The sequence below is a fragment of the Achromobacter xylosoxidans genome, from assembly GCF_014490035.1.
Lineage (GTDB): Bacteria > Pseudomonadota > Gammaproteobacteria > Burkholderiales > Burkholderiaceae_B > Achromobacter > Achromobacter bronchisepticus_A.
This window is the reverse complement of the sequence record NZ_CP061008.1, coordinates 2,219,075-2,232,815: the sequence shown is the minus strand read 5'-3', so window position 1 is coordinate 2,232,815 and position 13,741 is coordinate 2,219,075. Positions and strand designations below refer to the sequence as shown.

Below are 13,741 nucleotides of genomic sequence, written 5' to 3'. Positions count from 1 at the left end.
TAAACCGGAACGACAAGACCGGCAGTGCCATAGAGACATCTATCCATCACGAGGAGGCAGTACCATGAGCAGACGTTCATTGTCCCTGAGCACCTTGTCGGCCCTCGTGGTCGGCCTGGGCGCATCCACGGCAACGCACTCGGCCGGCTTTCAGCTCCTGGAGCAGAACGCCAGCGGCCTGGGCAACGCCTATGCAGGCTCTGCGGCGAATCCGGAGAACGCCAGCATCATCTATTACAACCCGGCCGGCATGACCTACCTGCCCGGCTTCAATGTGTCCGGCGGCGTCAACCTGATCAAGCCGTCGTTCAAGTTTTCCGACAACGGCGACAGCCGCAATCCCAGCATTCCCGGCCTGCCGGGCACCGGCCTGGGCGGATCGCGTCCGACCGGCGGCAACGGCGGCGACGCCGGCAACCTGGGCGTGGTGCCCAATATGTACGCCTCCTGGCAGTTGAACGAGCAGTGGTTCATCGGCCTGGGCGTAGGCGCCCCGTTCGGCCTCATGACCGAATACGACGACGGCTGGGTGGGCCAGTACCACTCCAACAAATTCGAGATCAAGACGATCAACGTCAACCCCTCGATCGCCTACAAGGTCAACGAAAAGTTCTCCATGGGCTTTGGCGTGAACTGGCAGCACATCGACGCCAACTACAAGAAGAAGGCCGTACTGCCGGTTCCCGGCATGCCCCTGGGCACCACCGGCGACGCCGACCTGAACCTCAAGGGCGACGCCTGGGGCTGGAACGTGGGCTTCATGCTGCAACCCACGGACGACACCCGCATCGGCCTGTCCTACCGTTCGCAGATCAAGCACACGGCCAAGGGCGACACCGACATCACCAGCATCTATCCGCGCGGCAATTCGGTGTCGTTCGACGCCAAGGCGTCCGTGACCCTGCCCGACACCCTGATCCTGAGCGCGGCGCACCAGCTGAACGAACGCTGGGAGCTGCTGGGCGACATCTCGTGGACGGGCTGGAGCAGCATTCCCGACCTGAAGATCCGCAACTCGGGCGTCGGCGCACGCGACGACGACCTGCCGCTGAACTTCCGCGACAGCTGGCGCGTCGCCCTGGGCGCCAACTACAAGTTCGCGCCCAACTGGAAGTGGAAAGTCGGCGTCGCCTTCGACCAATCGCCCGTGTACAAGGAAGCCGACCGTCCGACCTCGCTGCCGGACAATGACCGCTACTGGCTCTCGACCGGTATTCAGTGGCAGGCCACCAAGGACACCACGCTGGACGTAGGCTATACCTATCTCTACCTGCGCAAGACGGACATCGACACCACGTCCGGCAACCAGCTGACCAAGGGCCGCGTGGCGGGCACCTATGACAGCAATGCCCACATCCTGGGCGTACAACTGTCGTCCCGCTTCTAACCCGCACCGGATGGCGGCCCGGCCCGGTCCGGCCGGCCCCGCCTTCCGCTCTTTTCAGGAGACTGCCTTGAGCAAGTTCGTCGTCAAACACGTCGCCGTCCTGGGGGCCGGCGTCATGGGCGCGCAGATCGCCGCCCATCTGGCCAATGCCGGCGTGCCCGTCACGCTGTTCGACCTGGCCGCCGCCGAAGGCGACCGCAACGGCACGGTCAAGAAGGCGATCGCCGGCCTGAAGAAGCTGGAGCCCGCGCCCCTGGCCGGCGCCGCGCGCCTGGCGTACATCACGCCCGCCAACTACGACGACGACCTGGAACAGCTGCGCGGCTGCGACCTGGTCATCGAGGCCATCGCCGAACGCATGGACTGGAAGACCGCGCTGTACGAGCGCATCGCGCCGCACGTGGCCCCTGGCGCCATCATCGCCTCCAATACCTCGGGCCTGTCGATCGACGCGCTGGCCAATGCCCTGCCGGCGGGCCTGCGCGACCGTTTCTGCGGCATCCACTTTTTCAATCCGCCCCGCTACATGCGGCTGGTGGAGATCATCGCCACCTCGCACACCCAGCCCGTCGTGCTGGACCAGCTTGAAACCTGGCTGACCTCGACCCTGGGCAAGGGCGTGATCCGCGCGCTGGACACGCCCAACTTCGTGGCCAACCGCATCGGCGTGTTCTCGATCCTGGCGGCCATGCACCACACGGCCCGCCTAGGCCTGGCATTCGATGAGGTCGACGCCCTGACCGGCCCGAAGATCGGCCGTCCCAAGAGCGCCACCTACCGCACCGCCGACGTGGTCGGCCTAGACACGCTGGCCCACGTGGTCGGCACCATGGACAAGAATCTGCCGGACGACCCCTGGCACCGCTACTTCAAGCTGCCCGAGTGGCTCTCCGCCCTGATCGCCAAGGGCGCATTGGGGCAGAAGACCGGCGCCGGCGTCTACCGCAAGCAAGGCCGCGAAATCCTGGTGCTGGACCTGAAAGCGCAGGACTACGTGCCCAGCGCGGGCAAGCTGGCCGACGAAGTCGCCGCCCTGCTCAAGGAGCGCGACCCGGGCAAGCGCTTCGCCGCGCTGCGCGCAAGCAGCCATCCCCAGGCCCAGTTCCTCTGGAGCCTGTTCCGCGACATCTTCCACTACAGCGCCGTGCAGCTCGAACACGTGGCCGACAACGCGCGCGACCTGGACCTGGCCATGCGCTGGGGCTTCGGCTGGGCCCAAGGCCCGTTCGAAACCTGGCAGGCCGCCGGCTGGCAGGCCATCGCCGCCGCGGTGGCCGAGGACATCGCCGCCGGCCAGGCCATGAGCGACACGCCGCTGCCGGCATGGGCGCTGGAGCCCGGCCGCAACGGCGTGCATGCGCCCGAAGGCTCCTACTCCGCGCGCACCGGCCAGCTGCGCGCGCGCTCGACGCTGCCGGTGTACCGCCGCCAGCTGTTCCCCGAGCGCGTATTCGGCGAAAGCGCCAGCGCGCGCGGCGTCACGATCTGGGAAAACGAAGGCGTACGCCTGTGGAACCTGCCGCAGATCGACGCCGGCGTGGCCATCCTGTCCGTCACCTCGAAGAACCACACCCTGGGCGCGGAAGTGCTCGACGGCATCCTGCAGGCGGTGGCGCGCGCCGAGCGCGAATACGACGGCCTGGTCATCTGGCACGACGCGCCCTTCGCCGTGGGCGCCAACCTGCAACAAGTTTCCGAGGCCTGCGCCGCGGGACTATGGGACATGCTGGAAGCCACGGTTGAAAAGTTCCAGCGCACCTCGCAGTCGTTCAAGTACGCGCAGATTCCCACCGTGGCGGCCGTGCAGGGCATGGCGCTGGGCGGCGGCTGCGAATTCCTGATGCACGCCTCCCACCGGGTGCTGGCGCTGGAAAGCTATGTCGGGCTGGTCGAGGCCGGCGTCGGGCTGATTCCGGCTGGTGGCGGCAGCAAGGAATTCGCCGGCCGCGCCGCCGCGCTGGCCGCCAGGACCGCCACGCCGGGCGAGGTCTTCCCCTATCTGCAGCCGGTGTTCCAGACCATTGCCACGGCACAGGTCGCCAAGAGCGCGCTGGAAGCCATCGCCACGGGTTTCGCCCGCGAACACGACATCGTCGTGTTCCATCCGGACGAGCTGCTGTATGTCGCCATCGGCCAGGCGCGCGCCGCGGCCGAGGCCGGCTACACGCCGCCTCCCCGCCTGCGCGACATTCCGGTCGCGGGCCGCAACGGCATTGCCAACTTCGAAATGGTGCTGGTCAACATGCGCGAAGGCGGCATGATCAGCGCGCACGACTACCGCGTGGCGCGCAGCGCCGCCGTGGCCCTGTGCGGCGGCGAGGTCGACACCGGCGCCAAGGTGGACGAGGAATGGCTGCTGGCCGTGGAGCGCAAGGAGTTCGTGGCGCTGCTGCGCACGCCCGAGACGCAAGCCCGCATCCGCCACACCCTCGACACCGGCAAGCCCCTGAGGAACTAGGCCCACCCCCCGCAGCGCCTGCGGCGCTTCCCCCTTCAAGGGGGCGCCGACTGCGGACCGGCGAAGCCGGATCCGCGCGGCCCCGACAGGGCAAGCCAGCGGACAGCAACGGCCAGCGCCATGGACACACAAGGAATCACTATGAGCAAGCAGATTCAAGACGCCTACATCGTCGCCGCCACGCGCCTGCCGGTAGGCAAGCGCAACGGCGCCTACATCACCACCCGCCCCGACGACATGCTGGCCGCCGCGCTCAATGGCGCGCTGGCGCAGGTCCCGGGCCTGGACGCCGCGCGCATCGACGACGTCATCGCCGGCTGCGCCATGCCGGAAGCCGAGCAAGGCATGAACGTGGCCCGCATCGGCCTGTTGCTCGCCGGTCTGCCGCAAAGCGTGGCTGGTGTCACCGTGAACCGCTTCTGCGCATCCGGCCTGCAGGCAGTGGCCGATGCCGCGGCCCGCATCCGCACCGGCGAGGCCGACATCATGATCGGCGCCGGCACCGAATCCATGAGCGCCATGCCGCAGATCATGGGCAACAAGGTGTCGATGAACCCGGCCATCTTCGAGCACCAGGAAAACATCGGCATGGCCTTCGGCATGGGCCTGACCGGCGAGAAGGTCGCCGAACGCTGGAAGGTCTCGCGCGAGGACCAGGACGCCTTCGCCCTGGCCTCGCACCAGAAGGCTTGCGCGGCCATCGCCGCCGGCCACTTCCGCGCCGAGATCACGCCCTATGAAACGGTGTCGCGCCAGCCCGGCGACGCCAGCGGCACGGTGCGCACCGCGCGCCGCCTGGTCGAGACGGACGAAGGCCCCCGGCCGGACAGCAGCGCCGAGGCGCTGGCCCGCCTGAAGCCCGTATTCGCCGTGCGCGGCAGCGTCACGGCCGGCAACAGTTCGCAGATGTCCGATGGCGCCGCCGCCGTGATCCTGGTGTCCGACCGCATCCTGCGCGAATTCAATCTGAGTCCGCTGGCGCGCTTTGCCGGCTTCGCCGTGGCCGGCGTGCCGCCCGAAGTCATGGGCATCGGCCCGGTCGCAGCCATCCCCAAGGTGCTGCAACGCGCCGGCATCGGTCAGGACGCGCTGGACTGGATCGAACTGAACGAGGCGTTCGCCGCCCAATCGCTGGCGGTGATCCGCGAACTGAAGCTGGATCCCTCCAAGGTGAATCCGCTGGGAGGCGCGATCGCGCTGGGCCACCCGCTGGGCGCCACGGGCGCGATCCGCACGGCCACCCTCACCCACGGCCTGCGCCGCACCGGCGGCAAGTACGGCCTGGTGACCATGTGCATCGGCACCGGCATGGGCGCGGCCGGCCTGTTCGAGGCGATGTAGGCGGAGCGGCGCGGGACATGAAGCCCTATTGGTTCAAGAACTTGTCGCCGACATGGCGGGCACGCCTGATGCGGGTGGGCTTCAATCTGCATCCGGCGTTCCGCGCCACCGGCGGCAAAGTGGTGCATGTGTCCGCGGACTTCCACCATATCCGCATCAAGCTGCCGCTGCTGCGGCGCACGCGCAATATCGTCGGCTCGATGTACGGCGGCTCGCTGTTCGCGGTGACCGACGGCGCCCACCCCACGATGCTGATGTCCGCGCTGGGTGCGGACCACATCGTGTGGGACAAGGCGGCCACCATACGCTACCGCAAGCCGGCGTACGCCACGCTGTATGTGGACTTCCGGCTCCCGCCCGACGAGATCGCGGAAATCCGCGCGATCCTCGCGCGCGACCATGAAACCACCCGGACTTATACGGTGGAACTCAAGGACCGCGACGGCGTGGTCTACGCCGTCGTGGAACGCACGATCTATATCGCAGACAAGAAGTTCTACAAGCAGAAGAACACTGGAGGAGAATCATGCGTCGCATCCCCGGAGGGCGAATCGCCGCCCTGAGCCTCATGCTTGCCGCCTGCCTGGCCGGCGCCCCCGCGCAGTCCGCCGACATCGAAGTGGCCGGCGTGCGCGTGCCGGACAGCCTGTCGGAAGGCGGCCGCGCCCTGGTGCTCAACGGCGCCGGCGTGCGCACCAAGTTCGTGGTCAAGGTCTACGTGGCCGCGTTGTACACCGCCGCGCAAAGCGGCGACGCGGCCGCGCTGGTCAATAGCGGCGAACCGCGCCGCATGCGCCTCTTGCTGCTGCGCAACGTCGACAGCAAAAGCCTGGACGAAGCCCTGCAGGACGGATTGCGCGACAATACGTCCGCGCAGGAGCTGGCCGAGTTGAAGGCGCCGGCCGCCCGCCTGTCCGCCCTGATGGCGGAAATCGGCGCGGTGCGCGAAGGCGACGTGGTCGACCTGGATTTCGACGCCCGCGGCGTCGCGGTCACCGATAACGGCAAACTGCGCGGACGCATCGACAGCCCCGCGTTTGCGCGCGCCCTGCTGCGGGTCTGGCTGGGCGACAAACCCGCGCAAGCCTCCCTGAAAAAAGCCCTGCTGGGCGGCTAGGGCCCAAGGCTCTCTTGCTGTACAGGCCCCACACGGAAATCCGGCACATGGAACGAATCTGGCAGAAAAGCTATCCCGCGGGCGTACCCGCGGACATCGAGATGGACGGCGTGACCACGCTGGTATCGGTGGTGCGCGACAGTTGCGAGCGCTACGCCGGCAAGACCTCGTACATCAGCATGGGCAAGTCGCTCAGCTATGCCGAGCTCGACCGCTTGACGCGCGACTTCGCGGCCTGGCTGCACGCCAACGGCCTGGGCCCCGGCGACCGCGTCGCGCTCATGATGCCCAACCTGCTGCAGTACCCCGTATGCCTGTTCGGCGCCTTGCGCGCCGGCTGCGTGGTGGTCAACTGCAACCCGCTCTATACCCCGCATGAACTCCAGCACCAGCTGGCCGATTCAGGCGCGCGCGTCATCGTGGTCGCCGACAACTTCGCCGCCACCGTGCAAAAGGCCCTGGAAGGCACCGCGATAGAACGGGTGGTGGTGACGTCCATCGGCGAGCTGCTGGGGCCGTTCAAGGGCCGCCTGGTGGATTTCGTGGTCCGCCGCGTCAAGCGCATGGTGCCCCCGTGGTCCCTGCCCGGCGCCTTGCGGCTGGGTGCTGCGCTGCGCGCCGGAAGCAGCGCGCCCTTTGACGAAGTGAAGCTGGACCAGCGCGACCTGGCCTGCCTGCAATACACCGGCGGCACCACCGGCGTGGCCAAGGCCGCCATGCTCACCCACGGCAACCTGGTCGCCAACCTGAGCCAGGCCTATGCCTGGGTCCGGCCGCTGGTGACCGAAGGCGAGGAATGCATCGTGACGGCGCTGCCGCTGTATCACATCTTCGCGCTGACGGCGAACTGCCTGACCTTCATGAAGATGGGCGCCAGCAACCTGCTCATCATCAACCCGCGCGACATTCCCGGGCTGGTCAAGGAAATGCGCAAGGTACCGTTCTCGGCCTTCACGGGCGTAAATACGCTGTTCAACGCCTTGCTCAACAACCCGGATTTCGCGCGCCTGGATTTCTCGCGGCTGCGCCTGACCATGGGCGGCGGCATGGCGGTGCAGCGCTCGGTGGCCGACCGCTGGCGCGCCGTCACCGGCCGCTCGCTGGCGCAGGCCTATGGCCTGACCGAGACCTCGCCCGCGGTCACGATCAATCCGCTGGATGTGCAGGAGTTCACCGGCTCGATCGGCCTGCCCGTGCCATCCACCGACATTTCCATCCGCGACGACGCGGGCCGGGAACTGGGCGTGGGCGAGACCGGCGAGATCTGCGTACGCGGCCCCCAGGTCACGCAGGGCTACTGGCAGCGGCCCGACGAAACCGCGCTGGTGCTGTATGCGGACGGATTCCTGCGTACCGGAGACGTGGGCTACGTGGACGAAAAGGGCTACGTGTTCCTGGTGGACCGCAAGAAGGACATGATCCTGGTGTCCGGCTTCAACGTCTATCCCAACGAGGTCGAGGACGTGGCCGCCCTGCATCCCGGCGTGCGCGAAGTGGCGGCGGTGGGCGTGCCCGACGAGCGCTCGGGCGAGGCCGTGAAGCTGTATGTGATCCGCAAGGACCCGGCGCTGGACGCCGAGACCCTGATCGCGCATTGCCGCAAGCAGCTGACGGGCTACAAGGTGCCGCGCTACATCGAGTTCCGCGACGACCTGCCGCGCACCAACGTCGGCAAGATCCTGCGCCGCGAGCTGAAACCGGCGGCGCAGGAAGCCGCGCAGGCGCAAGCCCGGCAGCCGGGTTAAGCCTGAAGATCCGCCGGCCCGCAGCGGACGCGGGCCGGCGGCTGTCTCCGGGTCCAGCTACCACTGCCCGAAATACACTCCTGCCCGCTTGTGGGCGTTGGTCCCCTTCTCCACGGCCTCGTCGCTGATGGTGGTGCGGCGCTTGCCGCGCAGCATCCATTCCAGCAGCCGCTGGCGCAGCGCCTGGCGCGTTTGCGCATGCGCGCTGCTTGCGCCCAGGTCCTGGAACTCCTCGGGATCGGCGTGCAGGTCGAAGAGCTGCTCGCGCTCGTCCAGCCAGTACACGTAGCGCCAGCGGTCCGTGCGCACCGACCACGCGCGCGCGTTCTGCGGCGTCTTGCCGCACAACAGGCGAGCCTGGCGGAAGCTGTAGTCCAGCTCCGAGTACACGCAATCGCGCCAGGGCGTGGCGGCATCGCGGCCGTGCAGCAAGGCCTGCAATTCGCGGCCCTCCAGCCGATGGCCGGGACCGGACTTGCCCAGCGCGCGCAGCACCGTGGGCGCCAGGTCCACGCTTTCCACCATGTCGTCCAGCGCGCGGCCGCGCGTGGCGTCGGCCGCGGCCGACGGGTCCATGACGATGAAGGGTACGCGCTGCACAGTGTCGTAGAACAGTTCCTTTTCGCCCAGCCAATGGTCGCCAAGGAAATCGCCGTGGTCCGCGGTGAACACGATGAGCGTGTTCTTCATCAGGCCCGCGCCTTCCATGTAGTCGAACAGCCGGCCCAGATGATCGTCCAGTTGCCGGATCAGGCCCTGGTAGGCCGGGCGCACCACGCGCACGCACTCGTCCGAGGAAAAGCTGACGCTCTCTTCGTGCTGCCGGTAGGCCGCCACCACCGGATGCGCGTTCTCCAGTTCTTCCCGGTTGCGCCGCACCGGCAGGCATTGGTCCGGGGTGTAGCGCTTGTGGTAGGGATCCGGCGCCATGTAGGGCCAATGCGGCTTCACATAGCTCAGGTGCAGCACCCAGGGCTGGCTGCCGCGCCGCTTCATGAAATCCAGCGCCTGGTCCGTCATGTAGGCGGTCTCGGAATGCGGCTCGGCCACGCGCGCGGGCAAGTGCGCATTGCGCATGTTCCAGCCGCTGACCGCCTGGCCCGCTGCGTCCACCGCGGCGATCACGTAATCGGTCCAGGGGTCTGCGCTGTCGTAGCCGTGGCGCCGAAGAAAGGCGGGATAGCCGCTTTCGTCGCCCGGCGTGTGGTGGCCGTCGTAGCGGTCCAGTTCGGTGAAGCCGCCGCGTCCTAGCAGCGCGCCCAGCTCCGAGGAACCATCGATCGACAGCCGCTCCATGCCGGCCTTGTCGGGGATGATGTGGGTCTTGCCGGCCAGCGCCAGTTCGCGGCCCTGCCCCGCCAGGTATTCGCCCAGCGTGATTTCGTTGACCGACAGCGGCACGCGGTTCCAGGTGGCGCCATGGCTGGAGGGATAGCGGCCGGTGTAGTAGCTCATGCGCGAAGGTCCGCACACGCCCGAGTTCACGAAGGCGCGGTCAAAGCGCACGCCGTGCGCCGCCAGTGCATCCAGGCTGGGCGTCTGCAGGTAGGGATGGCCATAACAGCTCAGGTGGTCCGCCCGCAACTGGTCGGCCATGATGAACAGCACGTTCTGTACATCGCTCATCGCCGCCCTCCTATTGCGTGGCCGTGAAGCCGGATGCGCGCACCACGGGCTCCCACTGCTTGCGGTAGGCGGCCAGGGCGTCGGCCGTGCCGCGCGCGTCCAGCGACACCGGCTCCAGGTACGCGGCACGCACGGCCTCCTGCATGGCGGGCTCGCGCAACACCGCCGCGATTTCCGCGCCCAGTCTGTCGGCCTTGGACTGCGGCATCGCTGCCGGCGCGAAGAAGGCGTTCCAGCCGTCGGCCGCGAGGTTCACCCCGCCTTCCTTGAAGGTGGGCACGTCCTTGAGTTCGGTATCGCGCGCCTCGCCAGACACGGCGAGGATGCGGATCTTGCCGGCGCGGTGCTGCGGCAGCAACGTATCCAGCGTGTCTATGCCTTGCGGCAGGATGCCGCCTATCAGCTCGGAGATCAGCGGACTCGATCCGCGGTAGCCCACGACTTCGGGCTCCAGGCCGATTTCGCGCCCCAGCATCAGCGCGAAGAAGTGCGGCAGGCTGCCGGTGGCCGGCACGCCCACGGCGAACTGCTTCGGGTTCGCCTTCAGCCACTGCCGCAGGCCGGCCAGGTCCTGGATCGGCGAATTCGCCGCCACCGCCATCGCGAACTTGTAGCTGCTGACCAGCGACACGGGCTTGAAGTCGCGCTGCGCGTCATAGCCGGGTTGGGCATAGACCAGCGGCGCCACCACCATCACGGCCGGGTTCGCCAGCATCAGCACGTTCTGGCCGGCCGGCGCCGCATGCAGGGCTTGCGCCGCGATGCGGCCGCCCGCTCCGGTCCTGTTTTCGACCACCACGGGTACGCCCACCCGGTCCTTGAGCCGGTCCGCGACCAGCCGCGCAATGCGGTCCGAACTACCGCCTGGCGGATAGCCCACCACCACCGTCAAGGTCCCGTCCAGCGGGGCCTGCTGCGCACCGGCCAGCGGCGCGGCCCCCGCAAGTATTGCCGCCGCGGCAGCGCCCGATATCCATTTACGCATGGTCAACTCCTGGAGACAGCGGCCCGCTGTCGATGATGGTTGTCACTGCCTGGCCGATACCCAAATAGGGAAATTGAATTTAGCAACGCGCATATTTGTTGATCTAATCCAGGACTTCCCATAACGATATGCAGCGCGAACTGCAACGCCACCAGGAGGAAAAGCCATGCCGACCGATCCCGCGTCCGGACAACGCCAGCTTTCGGACATGCTGATGTACCGGCTGTACCAGGCATGGTCGCAATCGAATCCGGTATTCCTGCGCCTGTGCGAAGGACGCTTCGGCATCACGCGGCGCGAATGGCGAGTGCTGGCCTGTGCCATCGAGGGCGGCATCATGAGTTCGGCTGAACTGGCGGCCGCTGCAAAACTGGATCTGGCGCGTACCTCGCGCACCCTGGGCGCGCTATGCGAAAAAGGCTGGCTGCGCCGCCTGCACGACAGCGCCGACCGCCGCGTGGTGCGTGTGGAAGCCACGGTAGAAGGCTGCACCCTGTACGACGCCTTGCTGCCCGAAGTCTCGCACCTGAACGACCTGCTGGTGCAGGACCTGAGCGCCGACGAGGTCGCCTTGCTGCGCGACCTTCTGGGCCGCATCGAACAGCGCGGCCGCCGCATGGCCGAGGGCAACATCGTCTCGGAAAAGGCCAGCCGACGCGACGGCGGCACCCGCAGGCCGCGCCACGCCTGAGCCGTTCTGTCGCGCCTCGCCAACAGGCGCGCGGCTCCCGCGCCCCTGCCCCAAACGTCGCCAAGCCACTGATAGGACGGCGCTTTTCGTCGTTGGCCTTACCGCCCGGCAAGCTTTGCACGGCTTTTTTACATCTGCGGGCCGCGGATTTCCTGACATTCTCGATGCAGTAAATTAATAATAGTTATCGTTGTCATTTGCATCCATAATCGGCCGAATTCAGGCCGAGGGGGAAATCCGTTGAAACACCACCCTGATCCCGCCGCCCGGCGCGCGCGGCCGCTGGTCCTGTTGCCTGTCGCCGCCGCGCTTGCCGCCTGCATGGGCGGCGCAGCGCAGGCCCAGCCCGCCGCATCCGGCGAGCCGGCCACCATCCTGCCCGCCGTGCAGGTCACCGGCACCGGCGAAACCGCGACCGGCCCGGTAGAAGGCTATGTCGCCACGCGCAGCGCCACCGCGACCAAGACCGACACGCCCTTGTCCGAAACGCCGCAGGCCATCACCGTGATCCCGCGTGAACAGATCGTGGACCAGGGCGCGCAGAACATCCAGGACACCATGAACTACGCGGCAGGCGTGCGCCCCAACGCCTATGGCGTGGACAACCGCGCCGACTACGTGCGCATCCGCGGCGTGGAGCCGGTGCAGTACCTGGACGGCCTGCGCCAGTATTTCAGTTTCAACAACCCGCGCACCGAGGTCTATGCGATGGAGCGCGTGGAAGTGCTGCGCGGCCCCTCCTCCATGCTGTACGGACAGGGCAGCACGGGCGGCATCGTCAACCTGGTCAGCAAGCGCCCGCTGGAGGAAACGCAACGCGAAATCGGCGTGGTGCTGGGCAACCACAACCGGCGCGAGATCCAGGCCGACCTCACGGGCCCGGCCAGCGAGGACGGCCAATGGCTGTACCGCGTCATCGCCGTGGGACGCGACAGCGATACCCAAGTTCAATACGCGCCGGACGACCGGCTGATGCTGGCGCCGTCCCTCACCTGGCGCCCCAGCGCGGCCACCTCGCTGACGCTGCAGGCCACCTGGCAGAAGGACCGCGCGGGCACCACGCAGTCCTTCCTGCCGTGGAGCGGCTCGGTGCAGGAAAATCCCAACGGCCGCATCCCCACCCGGCGCTTCGCCAGCGAGCCCGGTTTCGACGCCTATGACACCGAGCAGTTCAGCGTGGGCTGGCTGTTCGAGCATCAATTCAACGACACCTGGAAAGTGCGCCAGAACTTCCGCAATACGGTCAGCAGCGTCGACTACAAGACGCTCTATCCCAACGTCTACGGCGCGCGCCGCGGCGATTCCTACATCGATCCGGAACAGACCACCGTCGACCGGATTTTCTATGTCAACAAGCCGCGCATGCGCACGCTGCTGGCGGACCAGAACCTGGAAGGCAAGCTGAACTGGGGCCGCACGGAACACACGGTGATCTTCGGCATGGACTATTCGCGCTACCGCGAGACCAGCCAGACGGCCAGCGGCGCGGGTTCGCCGTTGAACCTGTACCACCCCGTATACGGCAACGCGCCCGAGTACGAACTGTCGGACACCCCCAAGATCAATCAGCAGCAGATCGGCTTCTACGCGCAGGACCAGATCAAGTTCGACAAGAACTGGATCTTCCTCGCCGGCATCCGCCGCGACCGCGCCGACAGCACCACCGAAGGCCAGGACCGGGAAACCGACATGGCCACCACCAAGCGCTTCGGCCTGATGTATGCCGCGGACAACGGCTGGTCGCCCTATCTCAGCTACAGCGAGTCGTTCACGCCCATCGCCGGCGCCGACTTCTACAACCAGCGCTGGAAACCCATGCGCGGCAAGCAGGTGGAGGCCGGCATCAAGTACATGCCGAAGGACGCCGACATCGAATTCACCGCGGCCGCCTACGACCTGCGCGAGAAGAACCGCCAGACCAACGACCCGGACAATCCGAACAACCAGATCCAGGCCGGCAAGACCCGCACGCGCGGCGTGGAGCTGGAGCTGCGCGGCCGCGTCACCAAGGAACTGGACGTCATCGCCAACTACATCTACACCGACCTGGACCCGCAGCTTGAGGCCCAGCCCAAGCACATGGCCTCCATGTGGGGCAAGTACCGCTTCGCGCTGGCCGGCCAGCCCGGCTTCGCGGTGGGCGCGGGCGTGCGCTACCTGTCGGCCTTCCGCGACGGCGGCGCTCCGGAAACGCCGGCGGTCACGCTGTTCGACGCCATGCTCAGCTACGACAACGGTCCCTGGCGCTATGCGCTGAACGTGAACAACATCGCGGACCGCACTTATGAGGTGGTCTGCCTGGATCGCGGCGACTGCTTCTATGGCGCACGCCGCACCGTCATGCTGAGCGGCGCCTACCGCTTCTAAAATCGGAACTGCCTCCGGGTCCGG

10 protein-coding genes are annotated in these 13,741 nt (G+C 67.4%); 8 read left to right on the top strand and 2 right to left on the bottom strand.

Annotation, left to right across the window (positions count from 1 at the left end):
- The first annotated feature begins 64 nt into the window (after nt 1-64).
- From IAG39_RS10545 to IAG39_RS10520, 6 genes are all read left to right on the top strand, one after another.
- Nucleotides 65-1,387 carry an OmpP1/FadL family transporter gene (locus IAG39_RS10545; RefSeq protein ID WP_059372156.1) on the top strand — a complete coding sequence of 441 codons (1,323 nt, stop codon included), beginning with the start codon at nt 65-67 and terminating at the stop codon, nt 1,385-1,387.
- Between the two features lie 67 nt (nt 1,388-1,454).
- Nucleotides 1,455-3,845: a 3-hydroxyacyl-CoA dehydrogenase/enoyl-CoA hydratase family protein gene (locus IAG39_RS10540; protein ID WP_118933700.1), complete on the top strand. Its 2,391-nt coding sequence runs from the start codon at nt 1,455-1,457 to the stop codon at nt 3,843-3,845.
- 141 nt (nt 3,846-3,986) lie between these two features.
- A complete protein-coding gene (locus IAG39_RS10535) occupies nt 3,987-5,186 on the top strand; it encodes an acetyl-CoA C-acyltransferase (RefSeq protein ID WP_059372152.1) in 1,200 nt (399 codons plus the stop codon).
- A gap of 17 nt (nt 5,187-5,203) precedes the next feature.
- Nucleotides 5,204-5,749, top strand: a complete 546-nt coding sequence (locus tag IAG39_RS10530) for a PaaI family thioesterase (protein WP_059372151.1) — start codon at nt 5,204-5,206, stop codon at nt 5,747-5,749.
- Nucleotides 5,713-6,303, top strand: a complete 591-nt coding sequence (locus IAG39_RS10525; protein ID WP_118933699.1) for a chalcone isomerase family protein — start codon at nt 5,713-5,715, stop codon at nt 6,301-6,303. The genes IAG39_RS10530 and IAG39_RS10525 overlap by 37 nt, the downstream gene beginning before the upstream one ends.
- Nucleotides 6,304-6,350: 47 nt before the next feature.
- Nucleotides 6,351-8,048 carry an AMP-binding protein gene (locus tag IAG39_RS10520; RefSeq protein WP_118933698.1) on the top strand — a complete coding sequence of 566 codons (1,698 nt, stop codon included), beginning with the start codon at nt 6,351-6,353 and terminating at the stop codon, nt 8,046-8,048.
- A gap of 57 nt (nt 8,049-8,105) precedes the next feature.
- Here the strand turns inward: IAG39_RS10520 and IAG39_RS10515 are convergent, their stop codons facing one another.
- On the bottom strand, nt 8,106-9,674 hold the full coding sequence (locus IAG39_RS10515) for a sulfatase-like hydrolase/transferase (RefSeq protein WP_118933697.1): 1,569 nt from the start codon (nt 9,672-9,674) through the stop codon (nt 8,106-8,108).
- 10 nt (nt 9,675-9,684) lie between these two features.
- Nucleotides 9,685-10,659 (bottom strand): Bug family tripartite tricarboxylate transporter substrate binding protein, encoded by a 975-nt coding sequence (locus IAG39_RS10510; RefSeq protein ID WP_118933696.1) that lies wholly within the window; start codon nt 10,657-10,659, stop codon nt 9,685-9,687.
- 166 nt (nt 10,660-10,825) lie between these two features.
- On the opposite strand from IAG39_RS10510, the gene IAG39_RS10505 reads away from it, so the two are divergent.
- Nucleotides 10,826-11,350, top strand: a complete 525-nt coding sequence (locus tag IAG39_RS10505; RefSeq protein WP_059372141.1) for a MarR family winged helix-turn-helix transcriptional regulator — start codon at nt 10,826-10,828, stop codon at nt 11,348-11,350.
- 321 nt (nt 11,351-11,671) lie between these two features.
- The gene (locus IAG39_RS10500) at nt 11,672-13,717 is read left to right on the top strand and encodes a TonB-dependent siderophore receptor (protein WP_223283453.1); all 2,046 of its coding nucleotides are present in this window, start codon (nt 11,672-11,674) and stop codon (nt 13,715-13,717) included.
- The last annotated feature ends 24 nt before the right edge of the window (nt 13,718-13,741 follow it).